At 68.1% G+C, this 23,954-nt stretch carries 16 protein-coding genes and 1 pseudogene; 4 read left to right on the forward strand and 13 right to left on the reverse strand.

Annotated elements, in window-relative coordinates:
* Nucleotides 1–212 precede the first annotated feature (212 nt).
* Nucleotides 213–1,001 carry a hypothetical protein gene (locus ACFY1L_RS54745; protein WP_360412510.1) on the reverse strand — a complete coding sequence of 263 codons (789 nt, stop codon included), beginning with the start codon at nucleotides 999–1,001 and terminating at the stop codon, nucleotides 213–215.
* Nucleotides 1,002–1,284: 283 nt separating this feature from the next.
* On the opposite strand from ACFY1L_RS54745, the gene ACFY1L_RS54750 reads away from it, so the two are divergent.
* Entirely contained in the window at nucleotides 1,285–1,740 is a 456-nt protein-coding gene (locus ACFY1L_RS54750; RefSeq protein ID WP_388843077.1) for a hypothetical protein, read from the forward strand.
* A gap of 244 nt (nucleotides 1,741–1,984) precedes the next feature.
* On the opposite strand, the gene ACFY1L_RS54755 is transcribed toward ACFY1L_RS54750, so the two are convergent.
* From ACFY1L_RS54755 to ACFY1L_RS54795, 9 genes and pseudogenes are all read right to left on the reverse strand, one after another.
* Nucleotides 1,985–5,107 carry an RNaseH domain-containing protein gene (locus ACFY1L_RS54755; protein WP_388843078.1) on the reverse strand — a complete coding sequence of 1,041 codons (3,123 nt, stop codon included), beginning with the start codon at nucleotides 5,105–5,107 and terminating at the stop codon, nucleotides 1,985–1,987.
* Nucleotides 5,108–5,166: 59 nt separating this feature from the next.
* Nucleotides 5,167–8,478 carry a hypothetical protein gene (locus ACFY1L_RS54760; protein WP_388843079.1) on the reverse strand — a complete coding sequence of 1,104 codons (3,312 nt, stop codon included), beginning with the start codon at nucleotides 8,476–8,478 and terminating at the stop codon, nucleotides 5,167–5,169.
* Nucleotides 8,475–9,740, reverse strand: coding sequence for a hypothetical protein (locus tag ACFY1L_RS54765; RefSeq protein ID WP_388843080.1), 1,266 nt, complete (start codon nucleotides 9,738–9,740; stop codon nucleotides 8,475–8,477). Before ACFY1L_RS54765 ends, ACFY1L_RS54760 begins: the two co-directional genes overlap by 4 nt.
* 81 nt (nucleotides 9,741–9,821) lie before the next feature.
* Nucleotides 9,822–10,658, reverse strand: a complete 837-nt coding sequence (locus tag ACFY1L_RS54770; protein ID WP_388843098.1) for a hypothetical protein — start codon at nucleotides 10,656–10,658, stop codon at nucleotides 9,822–9,824.
* A gap of 240 nt (nucleotides 10,659–10,898) precedes the next feature.
* Nucleotides 10,899–11,081, reverse strand: a pseudogene (locus tag ACFY1L_RS54775) (helix-turn-helix domain-containing protein); the annotation flags it as partial.
* Nucleotides 11,082–11,367: 286 nt separating this feature from the next.
* Nucleotides 11,368–12,402 (reverse strand): hypothetical protein, encoded by a 1,035-nt coding sequence (locus tag ACFY1L_RS54780; RefSeq protein WP_388843081.1) that lies wholly within the window; start codon nucleotides 12,400–12,402, stop codon nucleotides 11,368–11,370.
* A 130-nt stretch (nucleotides 12,403–12,532) separates the two neighbouring features.
* A complete protein-coding gene (locus ACFY1L_RS54785; RefSeq protein WP_388843082.1) occupies nucleotides 12,533–13,306 on the reverse strand; it encodes an AAA family ATPase in 774 nt (257 codons plus the stop codon).
* The gene (locus ACFY1L_RS54790) at nucleotides 13,303–13,548 is read right to left on the reverse strand and encodes a hypothetical protein (RefSeq protein WP_388843083.1); all 246 of its coding nucleotides are present in this window, start codon (nucleotides 13,546–13,548) and stop codon (nucleotides 13,303–13,305) included. The genes ACFY1L_RS54785 and ACFY1L_RS54790 overlap by 4 nt, the downstream gene beginning before the upstream one ends.
* A 54-nt stretch (nucleotides 13,549–13,602) precedes the next feature.
* The gene (locus ACFY1L_RS54795) at nucleotides 13,603–14,175 is read right to left on the reverse strand and encodes a Mu transposase C-terminal domain-containing protein (protein ID WP_388843084.1); all 573 of its coding nucleotides are present in this window, start codon (nucleotides 14,173–14,175) and stop codon (nucleotides 13,603–13,605) included.
* A gap of 133 nt (nucleotides 14,176–14,308) precedes the next feature.
* On the opposite strand from ACFY1L_RS54795, the gene istA reads away from it, so the two are divergent.
* From istA to istB, 3 genes are read left to right on the forward strand one after another with little or no spacing between them, the layout of a single operon-like run.
* A complete protein-coding gene (istA, locus tag ACFY1L_RS54800; RefSeq protein WP_388843085.1) occupies nucleotides 14,309–15,445 on the forward strand; it encodes an IS21 family transposase in 1,137 nt (378 codons plus the stop codon).
* 20 nt (nucleotides 15,446–15,465) lie between these two features.
* A complete protein-coding gene (locus tag ACFY1L_RS54805) occupies nucleotides 15,466–16,245 on the forward strand; it encodes a hypothetical protein (RefSeq protein ID WP_388843086.1) in 780 nt (259 codons plus the stop codon).
* Entirely contained in the window at nucleotides 16,242–17,030 is a 789-nt protein-coding gene (istB, locus tag ACFY1L_RS54810) for an IS21-like element helper ATPase IstB (protein WP_388843087.1), read from the forward strand. The genes ACFY1L_RS54805 and istB overlap by 4 nt, the downstream gene beginning before the upstream one ends.
* A gap of 14 nt (nucleotides 17,031–17,044) precedes the next feature.
* Here istB and ACFY1L_RS54815 read toward each other — a convergent pair whose 3' ends face one another.
* The 3 genes from ACFY1L_RS54815 to ACFY1L_RS54825 all read right to left on the reverse strand — a co-directional run bounded on the left by ACFY1L_RS54815 (nucleotide 17,045) and on the right by ACFY1L_RS54825 (nucleotide 23,447).
* Nucleotides 17,045–17,536, reverse strand: coding sequence for a YybH family protein (locus ACFY1L_RS54815; RefSeq protein WP_388843088.1), 492 nt, complete (start codon nucleotides 17,534–17,536; stop codon nucleotides 17,045–17,047).
* Between the two features lie 614 nt (nucleotides 17,537–18,150).
* On the reverse strand, nucleotides 18,151–19,806 hold the full coding sequence (locus ACFY1L_RS54820) for a hypothetical protein (RefSeq protein ID WP_388843089.1): 1,656 nt from the start codon (nucleotides 19,804–19,806) through the stop codon (nucleotides 18,151–18,153).
* Nucleotides 19,803–23,447, reverse strand: a complete 3,645-nt coding sequence (locus ACFY1L_RS54825; RefSeq protein WP_388843090.1) for an AAA domain-containing protein — start codon at nucleotides 23,445–23,447, stop codon at nucleotides 19,803–19,805. Before ACFY1L_RS54825 ends, ACFY1L_RS54820 begins: the two co-directional genes overlap by 4 nt.
* Nucleotides 23,448–23,954: the final 507 nt, after the last annotated feature.

The raw sequence follows: 23,954 nt of genomic DNA on the forward strand, positions 1-23,954 counted from the left end.
CTGCTTCCATGCGTCGGCCCGCACGCGATCACCCGATCAGGAACCCTGTTCGACCAGACCAGCCCCGTGATCGATAAGCGGATGGCGTCTCAGGCAGTAGACCGACTACTTCAGGACTCGGCTCCCACGGGCCGAGCCACTTCGTCATCGCCATCCTTGCGGCGCTCACGGAAAGCTTCACCGCTCCAGTGTGTCCGGCCTGCTGCGTCAATTCAGCCCTGTTTTGACGCATCCCCGCAGCGGCCAGCCGCTGCCTGCGCGAAAACGCAGACGGCCAGCGCCACGACGGCAGCGACTGCGGTGGCGCTGCGTGTTGACGGCCACGGAACGCTCAACGCCGTCACTGCCAGGGCCAGTACGGCGCCGGTGACGCAACGCCGTGCGTAGCCGCCCAAGTCACGTCCGGCGCCGCGCGGCCGCAGAGTGACGAGCGCGGCGACGGTCACCGACAGCGTGACCGTCACGGACACGATGCCGCCGGGTGCGACGTGCTGTGCACCGGGCCCCGCCGGGAACAACAGGTCGGCACCGAGGAGTGAGGCGAAGCCCACGGCCGCGCAAGCGAGCAACTGGTCCAAGGGCAACCGGTTCGCGGTGCGCATACGGACCGTCAGGCTTCCGAGAAGCACTCCGGTCAGGGTGGCTGCGGCGACCAGGAAGCCCGCGTGGTACCAACCGGGAAAGGTGAAGTGGTGCGGTCGCTCCATCGCCCAGTTCAGCTGAGGGGAGTCGTCAAGGACCCAGCCCGCCTGGGTGGCCACGCCCAGCAGCAGGCCGGTGAGACCCAGAGCGGCGGGCAGAGAGGACGCCTGACACGGCCGGGGCAAAGACAACAGCGAGACGAGGAGCGTGCCCGTCAGGGCGGGCACCATCAACAGATCGCCAACCGTGGCGGCGCGGTAGTCGGGCCAGCCTGTCAGATGCGTCGGCCAGTTGCCGGCGCACCACATGACGGCCTGCACGCCGAAACCAGCGACGCCCACCACGGCAGCCAGTGCCACGCCGCGCCTCAACCCACGTGTGAGCCACATCTGTTGGGTGGCGTGTGGCGGAGGACTGTCTGGTTCCCCTGGTGCGGATTCCGCCGTTGCCCGCGTATCGTCCGTGTACATCGGTTCAGTGTCGGGCACCCGAACACCGTGTGTCTGCCGGCCGCCTAACCGCAGACCGGGCGGTGCGCACATCGCTCGTGTCATTCGCGCACCATTCGGTGTTTCAGTACGCGGGTACCCCAACATCGGGACGCACGTCGGCCCGGTGCGGCACCCGTGGACAGGAATGCCCATGAACCCTCGCATCACCTTCGCCAAGGCAGCAGCCGCTGCGGCGGAGCGCACGTCTGCTCAGCACCCCCAGATCTCACAACTCGTCACCGCGCTGCTGCTGGGCGCGCTGTTCGGGATCGGTGCGGCGCTGCTGCACCGCAACGACGGCGCGTCGAAGGCGGCCGCCGTGCTGCGCGGGGGCACCGCCTTCGTCGGGGGGTCCTCGCTGAGCATGGTTTCCCTGCTGACCTGGACCGCGCAGGCCACGCTCCCGCTGCTGCTCAGCGCCTTGGTCGTCTCCGTCGTCGCCGGTGTGCTGCATCGTATGAACGGCAAGTCGGTTCCGGAATCCGTCTGGCGCGCAGCAATCGCCTTCACTGGGATCGCCGGATTCGGTCAGCTGCTCATCGGCCTCTACACGACCCCGGCCACGGCGTCCGATCTTGCGGGGCAGCTTCTGGCCCTGCACTTCTGACAGCCGAAGCGTTTGCCCTCCGCCGCAGCACCGTGTACGGCATGCCGTCGGTGATGACCGACGGCGGCCGCCGGCATACGGAACTGCTTGTCGAAGGCGCTGACCCTCCACCCCACCAACCGACCGACACGCCCCGGCGCCGGTGGCCCGCCGCTTCCTGAAGCGGCGGGCCACCGGCGCGTTCGGCAGTTGGTCCCGGAACAGCTCCACCCTCTACACCCCGACCGTCAGCCGTCCGGTGGGCCTATCCCGAGAAGTCGAGCGGGAGAGTTTCCTGGAAAGCGCCGCCCTTGCCTCCGCTGGCTTCGGCGATGATGTGCTGCTGCTCGTCGTCGTCCTTCGGCGCGGACCTGCGGTACTGCGGGTGGTCCAGGTCCATCTGGAGCGCGGCGTGCAGGGGCGCCGGGTAGCGGGTGCGGTCGCACCAGCTGAGCGCCTGGTGGCAGAGGCGGGCCACGGCGACGGCGATTGCCTCCCGGTCGTAGCCGGGCTGCGTGTACAGCGGAGTGATCTCCCGGGTGGTCATGGCGTACCAGGGGGAGTTCATCTCGTTCTCCTCGAAGTCGCCGTCTCCCGTCGCACGGGCGGGGTCGGCCCGCCAGCGGGTCTTCTGCGCTCCATACCGCTTGCGGCCGTAGTTGCGGGGCTCGGTGAACAGGAACCAGGGATGGCCCTCCGGCTTGTTCTTGGGGTAGTAGAGGTCCTTGGAGGTCTTGATCTCCTTTTCACTGCCGTCCTTCAGCGTCTGGGTGACGTAGGCCAGGCGCGGCATCTCGGCCTGGAAGCAGTTCATCCGGACGATGCTGACCGGCTGCGTGCCCAGGCCCTGCGCGGGAAGCCAGAGCCTGTCGTCGGACGGGTCCTCGGCTGCGCCCTGCTTGTTGTTGTGCAGGCCGGGCCACGCGCGGCGGCACGCGTGGCCGTCGACGATCAGGGCGTAGGGAAGCCCCATGAGCTTGTCGGGCAGCTTGCGCAGGGCCTCGCGGACGTCCTGGCCGGCCTGTGCCCAGCGGGCGGTGTCGTCGTCGCCGTCCTCCTTGTGGAGGGGGTAGTTGAGGGAGTGGAAGAGGTTCTGCGCTTCGGCGTAGTCGCGCCAGCGCCGCTCCGGATCCAGGTTGGTCCAGGCGATGTGCCGCCAATCGCCGCCGGGGGTGCGCGGCGGGACCAGACAGGCGGCGGTGATGATGCGCTTGGGCTGGCCGCGCAGGGCCCAGTCGGACTTCTGCTTGCGGATGTGGATGCCGCAGAAGGCCATGCGCGGGATCGGGTAGGGGTCGCCGGGGCTGTAGAGGGCCTGCTCGAAGCGCTGGTCGACGACTCCGAGGGAGCGGTGCAGGTCGAGCAGGCCCATGAAGACGGAGTGGTCGTCCCACGGGATGAGCGGGGCGGTGACGGTCTTCATCTCGGAGGCCGGCTCGCCCTCGGCCCGCTGGTCCTTCCGCTTGTACTTGCGGCGGGCGCCGACCACGTACTGGGAGGGGATGCGGGCATCGGACAGGGCCCGCCGGGTCTGGTGCTTGGCGTCAGCGGTGGCGAGCTCCCGGGCGATCGTGGAGGCGTTCTTGTAGGTGCGCGCGTCGTCGGAATCGGCGCCGGGCAGTTCCGTCTCGCACCAGGCGGCGAGCAGCCAGCCCTCCCGGGCTGCCGAAGCGCGCAGCCTGTCCAGTTCCCGGGCACGGTTGACGTCGCTGCCGTGCCGCAGGAACTCCTCCGCCTCGAGGAACACCATCTCGATGCCCTCGCTGAGCGGGTAGGGCTCCTTTTTCTGAGGATCGAACGCGTCGGGGTCCTGGCCGTACATGTGGGCCAGGCCCTTGAGCATGCGGATCCGGGTCTGCTGCCGGTAGTAGAGGCACACAAAGCGCAGCCCCTGGTAGCCGGCGCGCTTGACGCAGGCGAGGACGCTGGCGGGGGAGGGCAGGCCGAAGCCGTCGACGAACGAGACCTCGCCCTTGTGGTCCTTGTTCTTCTTGCGGGCCTTCTTCTCTTCCTTCGCCGCCTCGTCCAGCTGCTCGAAGGTGCGCTGGGCGAAGACGTTGCCGTCCGAGTGCAGGATGACCGGTTCGACGGTGTCGCCGAACACGGAGTGCACGTGCTCCAGGAGCATCCGCAGGTGGTGGGTGCCGGCTCCGTCTCCCACCGCGTGCGAACGCTTGGTGGGGACGATGGGGCGGACCGTCCCGGGGGCGGGCGTGGTGTGGGACGCCTTCCTCTTGTCAGCGGCTGCGGCGGCCACCGCGTCCTTCTCGCTCTGCGCGCGTTCGTCGACCGCGCGCAGGGCCGAGCGGTCCGCCTCCAGCACGGACAGGATTTCCAGGGAATGCCGGTTGGTGCCGCGCAGGGCGCCCCGCCCCTGGAGGGAGACGGTGAGGATGGGCTTGTCGCCGCTCTGCTCCACCATGGCGGTCTTGGAGTAGATCAGCGTGTTGTCGATGCGCCGCATGTGGGCGTCGAAGAGGAACACCGGCTCGGTGAACGCCGGGTAAGTGACCATTTTGGCCGAGAGGTAGGAGTGGGCGTACTCGGCGTCGGACCGGCTCGAGTCAGTGGGCCACTGCTTGCCGATCTTGCCGAGGGCCTCGGGGGTGATGGGGTGGCCGTGCCCCACGAAGGCGGGGCCGATGGGGTTGTTCCAGGCGATGACCTCTCCGGTGCTCACCGGGCGGTAGCGCACTGCGGCGGGCTTGTCCGCCCTCTGCCACCGCTTGGTGCGCTCGACCGGCTCGCCGTTCTTGTCGACCTTGATGGTGCCGTCCTCGTTCCGCTGCACTTCCCGGACGGGCTCCATCGCGTAGTCCAGGAAGTCCTTGCCCGCCAGCTTGATCGCCAGCAGCCACCTGATCGCCTCATACGCCCAGTTGGGCGGGTTGGGCACGGGCGGGGTCTCCTGCCCGGCCGTGGACGACTGCTGGGGCAGCAGGTACTGCTTCAGGGCGAGGTGACGCGGCTCGGTCTCGGCGACCAGGTCCGCCACCTTCGACTGCGTGGCGAAGGGGATGTCGGCCAGCGGGGTTCCCCGGCAGATTCCCTCCAGGTAGGTGAAGACCGTCTGCAGGGTGTCGGCCTCGACCTTCTCCAGCGTGACCATGAAGCGCAGCTTGCGGTCGATGTACACGTACCCGCCGGTGAGCTGCTTGAGAACGGTCGTCACGATCGAGTACGGGATGAGGAAGTAGTCGGTTTCCCCGCCGGAGGTACGCAGGCTCTTCTTCGTCCGTCCCGCCACCTGGCCCAGCACAGCCCATTCGTCGCGGACGTCGTCGTGGAACTCCCAGACCCAGGCATGCATGTCGTCGAGCATCGGCTCGACGCAGCGGAAGGCCAGGGTGTGGGCGGTCAGCTTTCCTGACCTGGTGCGTGGCGCCATGGCAGCGCTTCCCTCATTTCTGTTTCCCTCCCGGGCACGCCGGGCCCGGGAGAGGCCGGTCACGTCTGGGCGGGGTTGATTCCCGCGTAGGACAGGAAGGAGGACAACGCCTCGCCGTACAGCTCGTTCATGAACGCCCGCTGCTGCGGCGTCCAGTTGCCGTGGATACGGCGGATGATGGTCGCCAGGTCCGCGCTGAACTCGGTGCGGTGCAGGGCGTGGTCGACGATGTACAGGTTCATGTCGGTGTCGCCGCGGCGGGCCCGGCCGGCGAGCTGGACCAGATCGATGAGCATCCCGGCGACCAGCTCCTCCTGCAGTTCGTGTGCCATGTTGGTGAAGCGGCTGGGCGAGCGCAGGATGCGGGTGATCTGCTGCCGGGAGGCGGCTTCCGCCTGGCTCAGGGCGGTGACGGGGGTGCTGCTGCCGCCCTCGGGCAGGGCGTTGATGCCGGCCGCGTTGACGCTGCCGTGCATCCACTCGATGTCCTCGATGCTGAGGACCGGCCGGGTGCACAGGTAGATGTCGCGGACGGCGGAACGGCTTTCGACGAGGATGTTCAGACCGCGCGCGATGATCGCTAGGGGGACGATCAGGATCTCTCCGTTCTCGGGGAACCTCTCCAGTTCCTCGCGCACCATCTTGCGGACGAAGGAGGGAATGTGCTGCTCGTAGTCCTCGGGGCGGCGGCCGCGGACCACCACGCACACCCGGTGCCGCAGTCCCTCGGCCTGGGCCAGCCCGGAAGCCAGGTAGGCCGCCTGCTGGTAGGAGTTGACGGCGAGGATGCAGCGGGCGCGGGTGTGCTCCGTCTCCTCGAGGAACGCGAGCCGGTCGGCGAGGACCTGCTGGTAGAGGTTCTTGCCCAGGACGCGCAGGGTCTGCGGTTTGGCATCGCTGTGGATGCCGCCCACGCTGATCGCCTCACCGTCGCGGCTTCCCCCGGTGTAGCGGACCGGGCAGGGTTCGGTGACGATCGACTTGGGCCGGGTGTCGGGGATCCACCACTTGACGGGGGCGTGCAGGTGTTCCTCGACGGCCTGCGGGAAGTACGCGGTGGCGGACAGTCCCAGCACAGGCCGTTCGACCCCGGCCGTCATCAGGGCGGTGAGACCGCCGAGCTGGGCGGTGAAGGTGTGCGGGTCACCGGCGACGGTGCGCACCAGGAGTTCCGCTTCGGTCTCCCGGTTCTCCAGACCGCGGACCTGGTATCCGTTCAGGGTGTGCCCGAGCACGGCCAGCGGATACAGGCCGACCACGGGGGAGTCCTTGATGCTTTCGAGGATGCGGCGTACTGACCCCAGATCCAGGTGCCGCAGCCCTTGCGCGGTGCGCCGGGTGCGGCCAAGGGCGTCGTCGATCTCCTTCAGCACGGTGCGGGTGACCAGGAGGTTGACGGCGGCGGCCCGCTGGTCGCTGTCGGGCACGGCATCCCGAAGCAGGTTGTTCAGCTCCTGCTGGACGAGCTGCAGGTAGTCCTCGCCCCGCGGCGCGGCCAGGGCGGTGAGGGCCTCTTGGACGGCCCCCCAGTCGGCCCCGTCCGGCAGCGTGGTCTCGGCAGCGCTGGACGGCGACTCCTCGCGCCACCGGCCGGGCATGAGCCTGTCCAGGAGATGGAACATCTCCCTGCTGATCTCCTCGTTGCCGATCTCTCCGGGAAAGAGGACATGCAGGAGTTCACGATCGCGTGAACGGGCCAGCCGCCAGCCGTCGTTGCCGCCCCCGCCGGCCGGGTTGTCACGGACGTTGCGCGGATTCATCCGCAGCCGGGTGCCGAGCGACAGGAGCAGGAACTCCGACATCAGGCGGGCCTGGGCGACCGGACTGAGCAGGCTGTGCTCGTAGGAAGCCGGCAGCCGCCTGGCGTCACGGTCCAGATCGCGCAGGTCGCTGTCGCGTTTGCGGGAGGCGAGGTTGAGCTCGCTGGTGCAGCGGCTGATCGCGGCCTTCTGGAAGGCGTCGACCTCGTCGATGACGACGAGGTCGCAGCTGCGCAGGACCATCTCCAGCACCGACAGGCCACGTGTGCCGCGGGCCTCACCCCGCCACTCGGCGCCGTCCAGGACGGCGCCGATCCGCAGCGAGCCGGAGATGAGATTGGCGTGGTTGGTGACGATGACCGAAGCGCTCGCCGCCTCGTAGAGGGGGGAGAACTTCCCGCACACGGGGATGAACGGGCAGGCGTAGGCCTTGTCCTCCTCCCCGGGCCGGGTCAGGCCCAGGCAGTTCTCCTCCCCGGGACGGTAGAGGCTGGAGGGTTCCATCAGCGGGCGCTGTCCGCACCCGTAGGCGAGGTGGCTGATGTCGGCCCGCTCCTTCGGCGTCCATTCGGTGATCAGAGCGGACGTCGCGTAGGAGGCGTAGTCGAGAGCCCGCTGGTGCCGGCTGTAGGGGGACATGAGAGGAACACAGGAGGTGTGTTCGTCGAGATGCCCGTGCTCGTGCAGATAGGTGAGATCGCCGTTGATGTCCCAGGCCATCGCCAGCGTCGACTTGGCGTCGGTCACTCCCAGGGCGATCTTGATGTCGTTCATGGCGGCCCACGAGGCCATCGCCCGTACCAGTACGGTCTTGCCGCTGCCGGTGGGGGCGTTGATGATCTGCAGCAGCCCGGAGACGGTCGTCAGCTCGAGGACCGGCCCGTCGTCGTGGCTTTTGAGCGCGGCGAGGAACTTCTTGAGGACCCTGTGCAGGTAGCGGAACTCTTTGCCGCGTCCCCTGAGGAGCTTGGTGACCTCCTTCAGCTCTGCCACCGGGACGGTGAGTGTGTCGCGGTGCGGGCGGGTGGTCAGCTGGGGCAGCGCCTCGTGTCCTGCGGCCCGGGTGAAGGAGGGGGTCCGCGCGAACTCGATCTCGCGGTTGGTGGTGCCGTGTTCCTTGCCGAGGTAGGCCGTGCGCGTGCGGTAGGTGCCGGGCCCCGCGAAGGGCAGGGCGCGGGGCCGCTTGCCGAAGGTGAAGAACCGCTGTGTGACAGAGGCCGCGTACTCCAGCAGGTCGCCGCCGACGCGGGGGATGACACCCTCGGCCTCGAACGGGTCCTTACCCGGAATGAGGAAGGATCCTCCGGACCGGTCGGCGCCTTCCTGGTCCAGGTCCATGGCGCCGAGATGCGCCAGCGCGGCGGCCTTGAACTTCTCCGGGGCGGCGAGGTCGGACGGCAGCAGCCGCATGACCTGGGCCGTGACCCGTTTCTCATAGGGGGTGCAGGTGCCCCAGGCGTCCCAGGCCTGGGGTTTGCGGTGCGCGAAGTACGCGGCGTCCGTGAAGGCGGCCGTGATCCTGCCGTCGTCTCCGGCCCGGGGGAAGAAGTGGCCGGCCAGGGCGAGCGCCCCCAGCATGCCGGCTTCCTCCGCCGTCAGTTGGTCGCTCACCGGCCACCGCCCTCTTTCACCGTGCGCACCACCCGTTCCAGGAAGTCCGTTGCGGTCGCGGCCTGCATGCCGTGCCGCCGGCACTCCTCCGTCAGCTGCGGGATCTGGCTCGCCCGGTGGTCGGGGACGACGATCCAGCCGGCTTGGCCCTTGTCCCCGCCGTCGGCACGCAGCTTGCTCACCAGCTGGTTGGACCAGCGGTAGTCCTTGAAGTCCACGGTGAACAGCACCTGTTGCCCGCGCCCTTCCCCGCGCGCGACGAGAAGGTCGTAGGCGTCGTTGTCGGGCCACAGCTTCACCTGGACGCCGCTGTCTGCCAGGCGCTCGGCCAGGACCTCGTAGAGGCGGACCTCGGGCAGCCCGGGGATGGTGGTGTACCGCCACACGTCCCGCGCCAGCGCCTTGTAGCCCGCGGCCGGAAGGGCCTGCGGAACACCCGGCACGGCGCCGGTGTACAGGGCCCGATGGCGCGCAGACGGCGTCCGCACCTCGACGGCCTGGTCGAGCACGGGGATCTGCCCGCGTACCGGGGTGAAGATGTAGGACGCCCCGGTCTCCGCATGCCAGGGATAGAGGCACTGCACACTGCCCTGGGCCGTAGCGCCCTGCCCTTCTACGGTGATCTTCATCGGCCAGGCGCAGGCGGGACAGCGGAACCAGTACCCCTGGTGGGTCATGTACGTCGGGATGTCCTCGAAGAAGTCCAGCGCCGGGGGAGGCAGCCGCAGTTTGCGCAGCTCCTCGACGGTCACCGTCGGATTCCTGACCAGGTTCTCGCGGTGCACGCGGTAGTAGTTGCCCTTGAGGCTGGCGTACACGGTCTCCTGTTTGTACTCACCCTGAAGGTTGGAGAGCGTCACCCGGCCGCGCAGACGCCCCACTTTCCTGGCCGCCCGGATGACCTGGACGACCTCGTACCGGTAGTCGAAGGCATCCTCGGTGGTGAAGCCGTCCTTGTCGAGAAACCGCAGCGCATCCAGCCCGGGCGGCGACGCCCAGCCGGGCATCAGCCCCTCCAGGCTGCCGGCCTTCTCTCCGCCGAGCCGGTCCAGCAGGTCCTCGAAACGCACCGGATGCCCGGGCCCGGCGGCGGCCATGAGCAGCCCCTGCGCCTCCATGATCTGCACCAGCCGCTCGGCGCCGTCCAGATTCGTGTTCGTCAGCGCATCCCCGCAAACGGCGAACGCCTGTGTTGCATCCAGCCCGGGCCCCACCAGACGTTCCCGCACGCCTCGTCCCGCGGCGTCATGCTCCTCGGTCACCTTCGACACTCTAAGACAACTACCGGAGCAATCATGTGCAAAGCACAATTTGGCACCCAGGAGGTGCAACCGCGCTGCCAGCTAGGCCCGTTGAGGTCTGCCCCACGTCTCCTGGCGGGACGGGGCGATCCGCCCGGCATCGACGTCCGGGTACAACTCACGGTAGGTATCGCGGTGATCGAGGATATGGCGAAGGCCGGACTCGGTCACGAACCACCGGTACGGACCGTGTTCGGCACCGTCCGGATGCCGCAGTTCGATGAAACCGCGCGACGGAGACTTCCCTCCCGGGCTCCTCCCGACGGCCAGGAAATGCGGTCCACGGCCGGCAAGAGAGCCGTCTACTCCCTCACTTCCCGCGAGAGCAACGCGCACGAGAATGCGCCACAGCCACCGCGACATCAAAGGCGGCGGCGGCCCCTTCTCCCGGTCGACCCCGAGCGCCTGGCGGGCAACGGCCCGTCCGCGGCGCGTCAGTTCCACCCGGGTCCGCCTCACCTCGCCCAGCCCCTGGACGTGGACGCGGTCCCGGTAGGTCACCACCAGGCCCCGCCGCTCCAGAGCAGCGACCGAGGAACCGGCCCCCGGATCGTGGACACCCGCCTGGCGCAGCCGGCTCTGTATCCGCGTGTGCCCGACCAACTCCGGTGGGGCGTACAGGGCCAGGTCCATCCGCCGCCACTCGACCGCCCTGCGTCCTGTCCCACCAAGCCGCCGACGGTGCCGTTGATCCTCCTCGGCCTCCTGATCCTGCTGAAAGATGCACGTCAGATAGGTGCGCTGTCGGCCGTTGAGGGCGTCCCACACCTGCTGCTGCGCAGCGGAAGTCTCCTTCTTGACGGCCCGCTCAGGCAGCACGGGCACGACATCGGCGGGGCGCGTGCGGCGCCAGGCGTCCATGACCACCCGCTCGGGCACGCCGTACACCTGGGCCAGAAGACGAACAAGCCGTCCTGCGCCCTCAGGCGTACCCCACATCCGGTTCCGGACGGCCTGCCCCCGCTCCAGCTCCCTGAGCTTGCGCCGTTCGGGGCGAAACGTGGCACCCCCGTGCTTCCGGGCGATCGCCCGGCACGCCTCGGCCGCGCTCAGCCCGGCGTCACGCCGGAGGTCGCCGAGGGTCTCCCTTCCCCGCTCGCCCGCGAACAGATCCTGGGCGTCGCACCCCAGCGCCCGCAGAAGCTTTCCGAACGCCCGGCCCGCAGGGACGTGCGTACCCGCTTCCCAGTGCTGGACAGCCCTCTCGGTGACTCCGACGGCTTGCGCCAGCTCATCCACCCTCAACCCCCTCATTGAGCGCCAGTAGGCCAGCGCTTGGGGGGAGAAGGATCGTTGGGGCATGCCTCCAGCAAAGCGTGACGAAGACTTTGTCGCAAGATGACGCACCAAATATTGTCCATGAGATCCCTTATTTAACTATTCTTCGTTTTTATTGATTTCGGGGGTGCTCTGTGTGGCCGACGAACCTTGCGTGACGACAGCGGTCGTATCCGCGGTGGTGTGGATCTCGGCCACAGGCATGCGAGTGCAGTCGCTGTTCGCGCGGGCAGCCGCAGGTCTTGCGCCGGGCCGTGCACCAGGCTGCCGTTTCCCTGGTGCACAGGGCGGGTGCCTGGGGACGCACAGCTCAAGGGGCGAGGGCGCCGACGGGCACGGACAGGTCGAGTTGGGACAGACGTCCGGCGTGCGCGCGCAGGTGCCGGGCTTCGGCGGACATCACGGGGGCGAACATGCCGTCTCCGGGCGGGTGGGCTGTCAGACGGTGGTGGGCGCGGGCGCCGGCCAGCAGCGGGCGTGCCCAGGCGGGCACAGCGTGCAAAGGGCAGTACCGATGGCCGACCCCGTGGAGCTTGATGGCGCAGACGTCGCCGGTGATGTCGAGGTCACGGGTGAAGCGGAGGCTGCCCAGGCCGGCCCGGGTGAAGGCCAGCACGCTCAGCGCCCCCGCGATGAGCGGGTGAGCGAGGGCGGTCAGGGCGGCGGCCCCCTCGGACGCGATCTCGATGGCAGGGGCGGCCTGGACCAGCTGCGCCGTGGCCATCGCGCCGGTGCAGGGGTGAGCCGGCCGCGCGGGTCTCAGCGACGCCGCCCGAGTCTCCCGCGGCCGGGGGGCGGGGGACTGCCCCGCAGCCACCACGGCCGGTCCCGCCGTCGGTACAGCGGGAGGGAAGGAGGGGCGCGCGGGTATCGGTCCCGGCTCGGCGAGGAGCGCCTCGAACTGGCCCCGGCCGCTGATCCGGCGCTCCACGCGGGCCAGCGCCGGCGGCAGTCCGCGCGGCGGCGTCTGCCACAGCAGGGTCAGCTGAGCCCCCGTCGACTCGCGCCAGGCGAGCAGTTGGCCGATGCGCCGGATGGTCAGCAGGTGGGCCCGGGGGACCACCACGTGCCGCACCCCGGTCGCAATGCCCCAGGCAGCCGCGGCGAGCCAGGCCGCGTTGACGGAGTCCAGCCACACATCGGGGGAGTCGGGCCCGGGGGCCAGCCGCTTGCCCAGCGCATACAGCATGTCGTGCGCCAGCGCGGCCGGGCCGGAGCTGGCCGGTGTCGGCTGCACGGTGATGCGGCCTTCCCCGGGCCGGTGGGCCCGCAGCGCCGCCCGGGTGTAGAACAGGTCGTCCTGTTCGTCCACCACGATCGTCACCTCGCCGTAGACCACGGCCACCGCCTCCCTTCCGGCCGCGCACCGCACCGACTGGCCCCGGACGCGGAGATGCCAGGGCCGGTCCGTGCGGTGTGCGAGGTTGTTGGCGGCGGCACGGGCTCGCCGGGGCCGCCGCGATGTGCGGCCGTTGCTACATGCCGCCCAGTTTGCTGTACACCCAGTTGACGAGGTCCTGGCTGACCTCGGTCAGGCCTTTCTTCTTCATGCCGTTGAGCATGTGCTTGGTGATGGTGGTCCAGTTGCGGAAGTTGCCGTGGGCCGCGGCCCGGTCGATGTTGCGGATCATCTGCGGGTCCACCCCGGCCCACAGGGAGTGGAACGCCGGCAGCGTGCCGACGACTTCGGCCTCGGGCATGCGCGTGAACTTCTGCCAGATGAAGATCCGTGACGCCAGCATCGGTTCCCGCTTGAGGACCTTGTAGCAGCCATCGCCGCCGGCGAAGATCACCGCGATGTCGGTGTTGCTGTCGTCCCACAGGTGGCGCCAGTACTCGAACGAACTGCGGCCCATCCACTGGGCCTCGTCGCACACCAGCACGCGGAACGTCTGCGACAGCGTCTCCTTCAGGAGGGTGTCGAATTCGATCGGCCGGGTCGGCGGTTCCCCGGGCAGCCCCAGGGCGTGAAACAGTCCGTGGCGGATGTCGCGGGGGGTTGGCCCCGAGCGCAGCTCCAGGCGGTAGGTGTTGTCGGGGGCGATCTTGCGCAGCGCCGAGTTCACCGACATCGTCTTGCCGTATCCGGCTGCTCCGTAGGCGACCATCATGGCCTTGGCGTCGATCGTCGCCTGGACGTCGTCCAGGGTCGTCATGAGCGTGTCGGTGGCCACCAGGTGCGCATCGAGGCGGTGGAAGTGGTCCTCGTCCTCGGTGGGCAGCCTGCCGTAGTCCATGTCGCCGCTCACGCGTTCTCCTCAGGGGTGTCGTTTCCCGGCTCGTCCGCGGCCGGTGTGACCGGGCGGGCCCAGCCGTCCGGGACGGGCTGGTGCGGGATGTAGCCGGGATCGGCCCGCCGCAGGTCCGTGGCGTCCGATTCGGCAAGTTCGGCCTCGGCCTCCGCCTCGGTCAGCGCACCCAGACGCTCGGGCGGGGTGGCGGTGGTGACGGCCTCGAAGCGCTCGCGGCGCAGCCGTGCGGCGGCCTTCATGTCCGCGCGAAGCTGCCGCGCCTTGGCGGTGCGGGCTGTGCGGACCTTTTTGACCTACTCCTCGCTGGCCGCCTCGGCCAGGACGGCGCTGCCCAGGTGTACGCCGTCCAGGCCGAAGACCTCGATGGTCAGGTCGTGGTGGGGCAGGTGGCGCACCGCGACGCGGACGCCGGCCTGGCCGACCATCCAGGGGGCGATGTAGTGGCGGTTGCGCCACTGCACGCCCTGCGTGGTGATGGTGCGGGTGCGTCCGTCGTCCTCGAGCCCGAAATGGGCCAGATGCTCGGCGGCAACGTCGTGCAGGGGAGTGGGGTCGCACGACCACGCCTGCATCGGGGTGCGGCCGCCCAGCGCCCTGGGCTGGTGCTCGGTGTTCCACCAGTGCACCCACTTCAGCAGCAGTTCCACGAACGCCTCGAAGGAGAGTGCGGGCTCGTCCGGATCCGCGGTGCGGCCGCCGGTGAGCGTCTGCTGGTGCACGTAGCGCGGCATGGAGACGAACAGCATGTCCTCGACCGCGTCGTTGAGCGCCTCGATGGTGCCCTTCAGGTGCGGGCTGTAGGCCGAGAGATCGACGACGGGCACGGCGAAGGCGCCCATGGCTAGGGCGGCGCCATTTGGCTCCACCCGGGGCGACTCCAACTGGCCCCACTGAAAGGGGCGTTCGGAGGTACTTGGGGGTAGTGGCGAGGTGAAGTGGCCCCACCCTGGGCCTTGCGGTGGAACGGTGGATGTGGTCCGCCGAGGGTGGGTGCTGTGGATGTCCTTGTCCAAGCAAGAGCTGTTCGACCGGATCCGCCGCGACAACTGGCAACAGCAGTTGTCGATCCGGGCGTTGTCGAAGAAGTACGGCGTCCACCGGCGTCTGGTGCGGGAGGCGCTGGCCTCGCCGGTGCCCAAGCCGCGCAAGCGGCCGGCGCGGACCTCGCCGCGGATGGAGCCGTACAAGAAGACGGTCGATGAGTGGCTGCGGGCTGATCTGGAGGCGCCGCGCAAGCAGCGGCACACCGCGAAGAGGATCGGTGCGCGGCTGGAGGAGGAGTTCGGCGTCGTTCTTCCCTACACCACGGTGCGTGACTTCGTCACCGCCCGCCGTCGGGCGATCGCCGCGGAGGGCGGGGTGCCGGCCGAGGGCTTCCTGGTCCGGCACAACGCGCCCGGGGCGGATGCGGAGGTGGACTTCGGGGAGGTGTGGGTCGATCTGGCCGGGCAGCGGGTGAAGTGCTTCCTGTTCGCCTTCCGCCTGGCCTATTCGGGCCGGGCGGTGCACCGGATCTCCCGATCCTGCGGGCAGCAGGCGTTCTTCGAAGGACACGTGCACGCGCTGTCCGTGCTGGGCGGGGTGCCGGCCGGGCAGGTGCGCTACGACAACCTCACCCCGGCCGTCCGCAAGGTCGTCTTCCGCAGCCGGCTACGGGAGGAGAACCCGAAGTGGACGGCGCTGCACACCTTCTACGGCTTCACCCCCTTCTACTGCGAGCCGGGACTGCGCGGCGCCCATGAGAAGGGCGGGGTGGAAGGCCAGGTCGGCTACTTCCGGCGCAACTACCTCACTCCCGTCCCGCGAGTGGAGACGCTGGAGGATCTCAACGGGCAGATCACCGCGTTCGAGGAGCGGGAGCTTCAGCGGCGGATCGGCTCGCGGTGTCGGGGTACTGGCTCACGTACACAGGTCGGTACAGGCTCAAATACAAAGATCCAAATGCCTCAACTGAGCCGCAAGAAGTGGGTGGTGGGGCCGCCCGATGAGGGAGTCTATGGGCCACTCCGAGTGGTCAAGGGCGCCTACGGCGGCGCTCCGCGCTGGGCTCCGCCCACCCTGGACAACTCGTCCCGGCCCGAAATTCGGCAGCTATCAGCCGGCCCCCAACGAGTGGCACCCGGCCTTTGTACGTGATCTTGTACAGACCTCTGCGCATGACCTTGTACGCCGACACGCGGATCCGCACGATCGGGCAGGACTTCGCGCGGGAGGCGCCGCACCTGCTGCCGCTGCCTGCGGAGGCGTTCGAGACGGCGATGACCTTTCAGCCGCGGGTCGACCGCTACAGCCGGATCACGGTGAAGATGTGCTCCTATTCCGTCCCGGTCCGGTTCATCGACCGCAAGGTCACCGTCCACCTGACCGGCGACACCCTGGTCGTCTTCGACAACCGTCGGGAGATCGCGCGTCATGTCCGGCTCGCCGGCCGCGGTCTGGAGCGCCTGATCCTGGACCACTATCTGGAGGTGTTGCTGCGCAAGCCCGGCGCCCTGGATCGTTCCGAGGCATTGCACCAGGCCCGCGCGGAGGGCACGTTCACCGCCGAGCACGAGGCGTTCTGGGCCATGGCCCAGCGGCAGCTCGGTGAGGTCGAGGGAACGAAGGCCCTGGTCAGGGTTCTGCTCCTGCACCGCCACCAGCAGCACACGGACGTGCTGGCGGGACTGCGGGCCGCCGTCGACCTGGGCACCTGCAGCGACGACGTGGTCGCCCTGGAAGCCCGCAAGGCCGCCCAGGCGGCCGGCCGGGCGCCGACCGTCACCGCCACACCGGCCGCGAAGGACCATGCGGAACTGCCAGACCCGCAGTTGCCGCAGGTCAGCCATCTCTCCCCGCGTCGTCTGGCCAGGTCACTGCCCGAGGATGCCCGCCCGTTGCCCCGCCTGGAGCAGTGGGACGAACTGCTGAACCTGCGACGGAAGGATTCGTCATGACTGCCGCCCAGCACGCGCTCACCGCCCAGGCGTCCGACGCCGCGATCGACACCGCCTGCCGGATGCTGCGGCTGCCCACCATGCGGGCGCAGGCCGCTGACACCATCGCCCGCGCTGAGCGCGAGGGGCTCTCCTACGCCGGATTCCTCGCCGAGCTCCTGCTCGCCGAGTGCGAGGACCGCGACCGCCGCCGGGCCGAACGCCGCATCAGGGCCGCCCACTTCCCGCGCGAGAAGTCACTGCGCGAGTTCGACTACACCGCCAACCCCAACGTCGATCCGGCCGTCATCCACAGCCTCGCCAGCTGCGACTGGATCACCAAGGGCTACCCGCTGTGTCTGATCGGGGACTCCGGCACCGGCAAGTCCCATCTGCTGATCGGCTTGGGCACTGCGGCTGCCATGGCCGGCTACCGCGTCCGCTACACCACCGCCGCCTCCCTGGTGAACGAGCTCGTCGAAGCGGCCGACGACAAGCAGCTCGGCAAGACCATCGCCCGCTACGGACGCGTCGACCTTCTGGAAATCGATGAACTCGGCTACCTCGAACTCGACCGCCGCGGCGCGGAGATGCTCTTCCAGGTTCTGACCGAGCGCGAGGAGAAGAACAGCATCGCCATCGCCTCCAACGAGGCGTTCACCGGCTGGTCAAAGACGTTCACCGATCCGCGGCTCTGCGCGGCCATCGTGGACCGGCTCACCTTCAACGCCACTTTGATCGAGACCGGAACGGAGTCCTACAGGCTGGCCCGAACCAAGGCGAACAAGAGCAACGGGCTGAGGTGAGCGCCTGCCAAGGATCAGGAGCTGAGATGCTCATGCAGCATCTTCAACTCTCCGTCCCGCCGCACGATGACGTTAGTGCCCCGGCCCTGGCCAGAGCGGAGTTCACCGTTCACGACGCCGGTCCAGGCAAACCGATAGCGACACACCGCGACATCAACGGTGAGCACAGGCCACTCCAGTTCACGCACCTCATACACCTCGTCGAGGATCCTCGCGAACGTCTTCTCGATCGCGGATCGGATCTCCTCGATGCCCCGATGCGAACCGTCCGAGAACCAGTACACGGCGTCCTCGGCGATGAAGGGCACGACGCGTGAGATGTCGTGGCTGTTGTTGGCCCGTTCGTACTCGTCCATGAACGCAGCGAGTTCAGATTCCAGAGATGCCCGATCCGTCATGCGGCCATCATGCCGACGCTCTCGCGCGGCCGTCACTCTTTCCTCGCCGCTTCGATGGTCCCAAATCAAGCCGACCTCCGGGGCCACCGCACGACGCCCGATCTTCACGAATCAACCGCGAACTGGGGCCAGTTGGAGTCGCCCCGGGTGGAGCCAAATGGCGCCGCCCTAGCCACCACCAAGTCCCATGCCGAGCGCCCCAGGCCGTAGGCGCCCGGCAGCGTCGCGGCGCGTCCGACATGGATCCAAGACCGCTCAACGCCGCGCTCGGCAAGCGAATCGGCCAGGGCGGCCAGGATCGCAACTCCGGGACGACCGACTCTGACGCTTACGAGATTGTCAGACCCGCGTTTGCCGCGTTGAGCCCAGTAGTTCGCAGCTGCATCCCTCACCGACTCCACCATCGGCTCCCCTCCAGCGTCGATCGTCTACTGCAACTGACGCTACAGGCCAGGTGTGACAGTGCGATCAGAACGTTGCGGTGGCCCGTCAGGGTGGCTCTGTCTGGCTTCGGCAGTGGGATCGAATCCTGACCGGGGGCCGGCTCATGCCGCGTAGTGCTGTTTCTGCCGATCAGCGTTGCGCGGCATGTTGTTCCCTCCCGTTCTTCCCTGCGCGGGCCTGTAACGCATCGCTCCCGTAGAGGGAGCCGTGGCCAGGTCGACGCGACTTTCAGCCAGGAGGCTCCCGCGCCGTCGCTGTGACGGCGCGGGAGACCAGTCTTACGGGATGGCCAAGGCTTCCGGGCGGCGGATCACTGCCGAGATGCCGCGGATGCCGACTGCTGACCCGTCCTCGTGCCGACATGTACCACCAATCCGCAGGCCGCTGCCTTCGGCGCCCCGCGAAACCTGGGCGTGCTCGTCGTCCACGATCAGCTCGGCTACGACCTGGTCCTTCAGGCTGTCTCCCCGAGCCGCGGCCACAGCGGTGTTGTCCTGGCAGCGGTCTGCCACGCGCCGCCAGCGGTCGGCGGAATCCGGATCCCCGCTCCACATCCATAGACCTGCGGCTGCCCTTGCCACTTGGGCCATGAACTCAGTTCCCCCCACGTGGACCGAGCGTGCTTGCGTTGAGGCCGGGGACCCGGCCCACGCGTAGTCACCGATGACCGCTTCGAGCCCGCTGTCCTTCCCATCGAAGATCAGGAGGCCAGCCCCGCTGCCCGTCGGCTCCTTGGCTGGTCGGACGAGATCCCGGCCCAGACGTTGCGCAGCGTGGTAGCCGATCCGGTTCAGTAGGTTGACGACGTCTTGCGGGGTGGTTCCCTCGTCTGTGTCGCCGTAGAGGACGTCCACGCGTACTCCGCGCGATACAGCGTCCTGGATCGCTCCGCCGAGCTTCGATAGGCTGTCCACATTCACCGTGGGCGAGGCGATCAGAACGTGCTTCACGGCTGTCGCCAGCGCCTCGGTGATCAGGAGTTGGTGGGACTCCTCGCCGGACACTTCCGAGAACAAGACTGCTTTGACCGATTGTTCCGAGGCACCGTCGCCGCCGCTTCCGAGTGGATCGGCTTCGTTCAGCCAGGGGAAAGAGGCGTCTGTCTGGGGGAGCGTCGGGGCCCAGACCCTGGAGGCTGGTGGCTTCCGCCCCGCGATGCTCAGCGGTGTCGGGCGGTGCGTCTGGCCGGTGGCGGCTAGTGGAGCCGACACCAAGGGTGGTTCCTTCCCGGCAGCCTGCGGCGTCGGGTGGAGGCTCGAGGCAGCCTCAAGGTCCTCCTGCCTGGCCTGTGCGACAGCCAGAATCTCGGCCGACAGCGCCTGGTGCCAGCTTCGAGGAAGCCCCGTAATGGCCCGGTCGGCGAGGTCGACGCGTACAGGGAGGTAGCGGCTGAATGTCACGAGTCTGGGCCGTCCGATGCTGCGCACCCATTCGCCGCTAGCGCGCGGCAGCAGCTTCTGGATCTGGGACTCATCCAGCGCGTTGCGCAGGATGCGCCGGGGCGTGGACGGGTTGAGGTCCGGCCGCGCCTCTTGTTTCGAGACGGTCAGAACTTCACCACGCCTGGCCAGTTGGCCGGCAGTGCGATCGAAGACGACCGTGCAGGGCGGGGCTGGAGCCACGACGACCGATGCCGGGTCCTTTCCTGACGAGCACGCCTGCTGCCCTTCATCTGTAAGGACGAATGTGGCTTCCCGGCCGCTGGTGACGGCGACCCAGCCAGCACCGACCAGTGTCACTACGGCTTCGACCATCAGTCGTTCGTGGACCCGGAACGTGTCGCACAACGAGGTCAGCGTTGCGCCCTGATGGGGGGCGACACCGGCCTGTGCGGCAATTTCCTCTAGGACTCGCCGCTCCAGACGGCTGTACGGGCGCCCCCGGGCCACGCTGAAGTTGACGCTGAACATGCTCACAGGAACGAGGACGATCATGAGTTCTCCCCGAGGTCGGCCGGGATACGCACAGCCCTGCCGGACAGGAACCATTCGTCGAGCAGGGTGACGATCTTTTTGAATGACCACAGGGGTTGGGACTCATCCGCGAGAGGTACTGCCTGCACTTGGTGGAGGAAGAAGTCCCAGGATCCGACGAGGATCAACAGGCGTTCCGCCCGAGAGAGGAGCACGTTCATCCGACCCGGGTCGTCGAGGAACCCCAGGCCGCCTCCGATCTCCTCCTCGTTGTTGCGGACCAGGCTGACGGCCACGACGTCCGCCTGGTTGCCCTGGAAGGAGTCGACGGTGTGGGCAGGGAACCGGTTGCCGTCGATTGCCTCGGCGTTGAGACCGAGTTGGACCTGCAATCCGGCCGGCAGGGGCGTACCCCGCAAGTGCTTGCTGAGCAGACTCACCTGCCGTGAGTACGGGGCCAGCACAGCGATCTTGCCCTGGCACCCGCCATCCGGTCCCAAAGCCCGGAGGAAGTTGGCAAGTGCGCGCGCCTCCGCTGGATTGGTGTACGGCGACTGACCGCTCTTCGGGCCGACTTCGCGGGTGACAGAATCGTCGCGGCACCACGGTACGTCGAGCCAGACCACGGCTCGGTCACGGATGCCGTGCGGAGTGTGGAAGCCGTGGCGCACGCGCTCCACCGGTTCGTGCTTCTCGTCCAGGGTGCGGTTCACCAGTCGCCCCTGGTAGTAAGCCTCGGAGATGAGCTGGCCGATGTCCGGGTGCATGCGGTGCTGGCCGATCAACTGCCCCGCGGACGCTCCCTTCGCCTCAGTGTCCGTGACGAGACGGTCCGTACCCGTGGCCACGGCGCAGTACTCGTACAGGCGGTGGAAGGTCCTCAGCCACTCCTTGGCGTACTCGCGGAACTCATCCCTATCTGTCTGGCTGCGCCGTTCCCACGAGTCGAGCCATTCCTGGTCGAGCAGGCCGGACGCCCTCACTTTGAGGCGGCTGAGGGTCTGAGCCACCGGGTCCAGCTTTTCGATTCCTTCCTGGTAGTCCACGTACCGGTAGGGATCCAGTTGCTTGTGGTCGCCGATCAGCAACCAGCGGTGACCTGCCTGCAGTGGCAACGCGAGGTCGAATGCGTGCGCCTTACCCGCTTCCTCGACGATCGACCAGTCGAACGCCTGGCCTGCGGCGAGGGCGACCAGGTCGCCAGCGCTGGTGGTGCAGTACGTGAGGTTCGCGCCGCGTTTAACGAGTTCGACGAAGTCCGACGAGCGGCGGCCGAGATCCCCTTGCTCCTGCATCATGTTGATCTCACCGACCATGGCCTTCGCGTCCTCCAACCAGGCGAGCTGAACCGCGCTGGGCGAACTCATGGCACTGAGTTGGGAGATGCTGCGTCGGAGCACTTGCCTGGCCACACCCTCCACGCCGTCCTCCGGCAGTGCAGTGCCGGCCTTGTGCGGACCCCGCAGCCGAATCTGCAGTGGCCTGTCGGCTTCGGGTACGTTCTGGAACGCTTCACTCACCTTCGATCTGAGCACGTCAACGGCGCCGTGGGCCTGGGCAGTGACCAGCACCTGGACTACGGGATCCTCCGTGAGGATCTCGCGCAGCAGCCAGGCAACGAGGGTGGTCTTGCCTGTACCGGGAGGCCCTTGCAGCGTGTAGATGGGCCGCACCCGGAGGATGTCCTCGATGCTGGCCCGTTTGGGCTCGTCGACCCGTTCGTGGGGGAGCTCGACGGGAAGCTCGGAAGCGCCTGTGTCCATGCGGACGTGGCTAGGAGTGGCCAGCGACCGCAGGAGATATCCGTGCTGGTCGAGGGCGTCGATGGCCTTTTTGCGACGCTGGAACAGGCTGATCTGCCCGGGCATGCCAGCGCTGCGGAGAAACCCCTCCTTCTCCAGCTTCACCCGGCCTTTGCTCAGACCGGGGCGGCTGAGTGTGACCAGCTGGGTTGTCTGGTCCATGGCGTCGACCTGCCATACGTTGCCGTCATCGTCAGAATGAGGGTCCCGGGGCGGGAGTTTCAGGCGGTCGCCGTCTCGGGCTCCTGACAGGATGACTCTGGACCGGTCGTTGCCTCGTACCTCCTTCTGCAGGAAGTCGATCAGGCCCTCGCGAAAGGCCTCGAAGACTTCATGCCCTTCGGGGCGCGCGCGTTCCTTGACCTCGGCCCACTCCACTCCATCCTTTAGCCACGGGCCACGGACGACCTCGTACGGGAAGATCTGTGAGTCGAGGAGGAGCAACTCGATCTGGTTACTCACACGGACGAACTCGTGGAAGCGACTGAGCTCACGTGAGACCTGCGCGCTGCGGTCGATCTTCGGCAGCACGGGCTCCCATGACGTGGCGTTCTGCGCGATTGTACGGTCGCGAGCCACCTCCTCCCTGGCATAGGCGAACACGCGACCGGGCGGGAGTTCGCGGAAGCTGTCGTCACCCTCGCTGAAGAGCAGCGGCTGGGCGGACCGGCAATCCGCGACCTGCCAGCTGGACGTACTGTCCTTCCCCCGGTGCGCCGTGATCTTCAGGCTGAGGCTGCCGCCGACGAGGATGAAGTATGGCCTGCCCGGGATGGCGTACAGGAGAGGCTTCTGCAGGTCCTGGCGGACGAACTCGCATGCTTCCTTTCGGTGGACCGGGTCCCCGGGGATAAAGGTCCCCATGGGGTCCAGCCGCAAGTGCTCACGCAGCCCGCTCTCCATCAGGTGATCGATGAACTCCGGACGCCGCAGATCGAGGGCCAGGACGTACTGCACATCCTCCTGCTGGGTGCGCAGAGGGCTCGCCAGGGTCCGCGTGATGTCTTGGATCCGACTGATGATGTCGTACGGGGCGGTCAGGCGCTCCAGCGGGTCTGCGGCGACGAGGTCCAGCAGCAGCTTGCGCTCGGCCTCGGTCAGCTCGTGTTTGGCGGTGTCGATGGTTTTGAGCACCCGTGCGTGGCGCTCATGCGGGGTATTGGTGGTGAAGCGTTCGAGGTCGAACAGTAGCCGTGCGCAGAGGATGCCGAAGGCGAACCAGTCGTCGTCCTGACGCCAAGCAGTCACGCCTCCCGTGGTGCGCTCCGGTGGTACCGGCCAGCCGGCGGGAGGCTGGGTCCCCACCGGACGGCCAAGTTTGACGGACCATTCGAAGCCGCCGAGCCGAAGGGATTCGGCACCGAGGTCCTCGTCGAAGAAGAGGGAGTCGAGGTCCACGCCTCGGTGCAAAACCTGTCGCTCGTGCAGCAGGTTCAGCCCTGTGGCGACGCGCTGTAAGCCGCTCCACAACTGTTCGCGTGCGGCCGTCCTGCGGTCCGAGAGCCACGGGTAGCGGGCGCGGTGCTGCAGTGCATCGGCGACGCGCTTGTAGCCCGGTGCCTCCAGGATCATGACGAAGCACCGATGGTCCCGGTCGAGGCCGGCGTCCTTGAGCACGACCAGTGCGTCGTCCGACCTCGGGCTGCTCGCGACCTTGTACAGGGTGCGCAGTTCCTGGTCCCACAGGGCGCGTTGAACCCGGTCTGGCTGCTCGCCCTCATACGTCCATGTCTTTAGCAGGTACGTGTAGCCGTCGCTGAACGCCTCCCAGACCTGGGATTCGCCATCACCTGCATGTGGCCCCCCGGTGATTTCGTACCTGTTCCGCAGAAGCAACGTCCCCACGGTGGGAGTTGTCATGCACATCCACCTTCACGAGCTGGAGAGCGGGTGAGAACACGCCGCGGCGGCCTTGCTCGGTCGCACGGGTGAGATGTGATCGTAGTCACGCTCGCTGGCCGCTGTGGTCGCTTCTGAATATGCGCTCTTGTCGGTGTTGGTATCGACCTGGCGCGGTTGCGCCGTTCTCGGCGCTGCCGACTGCCTGGTGTGCTGTCCGACTGAAGCCCCGGCGAGCGGCAGTTTCAGGTGTAGATGCCTTCGTGTGCTTGGAGGGCGGCCTTGGTGCGCCCGTGCAGCACGGGGATCCGGAACCGTGCGATCTCGGTCCTCGCGAAGCACCCCTCCTGCTTGAAAAGGCGGTCCGCCTCTGCGAGGAGACGGGCGTTTCGTCCGATGAACTCGTCGCCCGCTCGGGCCTACCTTTCGATCTTGCGAACGACGTCTACGCGACATCGACAATGACGAGGCTGCGCATCGCCCTCGATGTATCCGAGGAGAATGCGGCGTCCCGGGACGCTCCTGGGG

Source organism: Streptomyces sp. NPDC001663 (assembly GCF_042893105.1).
Classification (GTDB): Bacteria; Actinomycetota; Actinomycetes; order Streptomycetales; family Streptomycetaceae; genus Streptomyces.